Genomic DNA, 1,579 nt, shown 5'->3' with positions numbered 1-1,579 from the left:
TCGCTGATCTGATCGCGCGACTCCACCGTGCCCGGGAAGGACTTCATCCAGGTCTTCAGCACCGGATCGTCCTCGTCCCACTCGTACATGGTGACCTCACCGTTGTACGCGTCGACCGTGGCCTTCACCGAGTTACGGATGTAGTTGACCCGGTTCTCCTGGGCCACCACCTGACCGCGCTCGTCCGTCAGCGAGGTCTCGGTGGCCTCACCCAGCGTGGTGCGCGAGGAGTACGGGTAACCGTTGGTCGTGGTGTACGCGTCCACGAGCCACAGCACCCGGCCGTCGACGACCGCGGGATACGGGTCGCCGTCGATCGTCAGCCACGGCGCGACCGCCTGGACGCGCTCCTTGGGCGTGCGGTTGTACAGGATGCGCGAGCCGTCGCCGATCGCCCCGGAGTACAGGATCTGCGGCTCGCTCATGGTCAGCGCGTACGCGGCACGCTTGAAGTAGTTGTCCAGCGGCACACCGGAGTCCCCGGAGTAGCTGTACTCCACCTCGCCGTCCTCGCCGGCGTAGTCGATCTCCTGCTGCGGGCCGCCCACGATCGAGTACTGCGTGGTGTACTCGCCGTAGTAGATGCGCGGCTCGTACTCGCCGAGGTCACCCTCCGGCGGCAGGTCCTGCTCGATGAAGTCCGGCTGGCCGTTGCTGAGCACGCTGGTGCCGCTGGCGGCCACCACACCGAAACCGTGGGTGTAGCGGAAGTGGTCGTTGATCCAGTTCCGCTCCGGAACGTTGTTCACGTTCATCTCACGCAGACCGATGACCGTGTCCGTCTCACCCTCGCCATCGGCGCTCGGGTAGCGGTCCACGTCCAGGGTGGCGGGGAACTGGTAGTACCCACGCACCTGCTGGATCTGCTGGAACGCCGGCGACACGACGCTCGGGTCCAGCAGTCGGATGCTGGCCGTGGCGGACACCGCGCCGCGCAGCGTCTCCGGCTCGGCGTCGCTGATGCCCGTGTAGTCCTGCATCTGGGCGTCGTCGATGTCGTACGCCTGCTTGGTGGCGTCCAGATGCTTCTGGATGTACGGCGTCTCCTTGGCCACCTCGTTCGGCTTGACCTGGAACTGCTGCACCAGGGCCGGGTACACGCCGCCGATCAGCACGGCGCACAGGACCAGCAGCCCCAGACCGAGCACCGGCAGCTGCCACACCCGGCGCCACAGGGTGGCGAAGAACAGCACCGCGCAGATGGCGGCGATGATCGTCAGGATGGTCTTGGCCGGCAGGTACGCGTTGGCGTCGACGTAGCGCAGCCCCGTCCAGCCGGTGTTGTCCCGCAGGTCACTGCTCTTGAGCGCCAGACCGTAGCGGTCGAACCAGTACGCGACCGCCTTCAGCGACACGAACAGGCCCAGCAGCACGGACAGGTGCCCGGTGGCCGCCGGGGTGATCCGGTTGCCCGGGGTGGTGACCCGCAGTCCGCCGTACAGGTAGTGCACGAGGGCGGCGGCGATCAGCGACACCACGACGACGGCGAAGCCGAAGCCGAGCAGGAAGCGGTAGAAGGGCAGGTCGAACGCGAAGAACGACACGTCCTTGTTGAACTGCGGGTCGGTGACCCCGAAGG

The 1,579-nt window shown here is 66.9% G+C and carries 1 protein-coding gene; it reads right to left on the bottom strand.

Annotation, left to right across the window (positions count from 1 at the left end):
* Nucleotides 1–1,579: UPF0182 family protein (locus ACWF62_RS20355; RefSeq protein WP_452631206.1), on the bottom strand; the 1,579-nt coding region annotated here is incomplete at both ends.

It is taken from the genome of Rhodococcus sp. NPDC054953 (genome assembly GCF_053609225.1).
The sequence above is the reverse complement of the archived record's forward strand: the minus strand, read 5'-3'. Positions and strand labels throughout refer to the sequence as shown.